The sequence below is a fragment of the Pseudomonas sp. 2822-17 genome (assembly GCF_002742485.1).
Classification (GTDB): domain Bacteria; phylum Pseudomonadota; class Gammaproteobacteria; order Pseudomonadales; family Pseudomonadaceae; genus Aquipseudomonas; species Aquipseudomonas cyclaminis.
Genome location: NZ_LJRZ01000557.1, coordinates 1 through 383, shown reverse-complemented (window position 1 = coordinate 383; position 383 = coordinate 1). Strand labels below are relative to the sequence as shown.

The 383-nt window shown below is 33.7% G+C and carries 1 protein-coding gene; it reads right to left on the bottom strand.

The features are described 5' to 3' along the window. Positions 1 to 383, bottom strand: a 383-nt coding sequence (locus AOA60_RS23185; RefSeq protein ID WP_158235050.1) for a DEAD/DEAH box helicase family protein, incomplete at both ends; no start/stop codon positions are given.

Genomic DNA, 383 nt, shown 5'->3' with positions numbered 1-383 from the left:
CATCTTTACCGTCCATTCTGTCAGGTGTTGCTGTTATTCCAAGAAGAAAATCAGGTTTGAAATAATCTAGTACTCTTTGGTATGTTTTGGCGGCAGCATGGTGAAATTCATCTATGACAATTAAATCAAAGCTGTCTTTTGAAAATTTTTGGAGATGTATTTCATTTGCTAAGGTAAATATAGATGCAAAAATACCATCTTTGGCAATCTCTTTTTGAATACCATTATATATTCCAAATGTGCGTTCTGGCATAATATGTTGAAATGATTGCTTTGCTTGTTTTAGAATTTCTTCACGATGTGCAATAAATAACACTCTTTCATAGATTTGAGCAAAAAAACCAGCCAAATAAGTTTTTCCAAGACCTGTAGCCATCACGCAC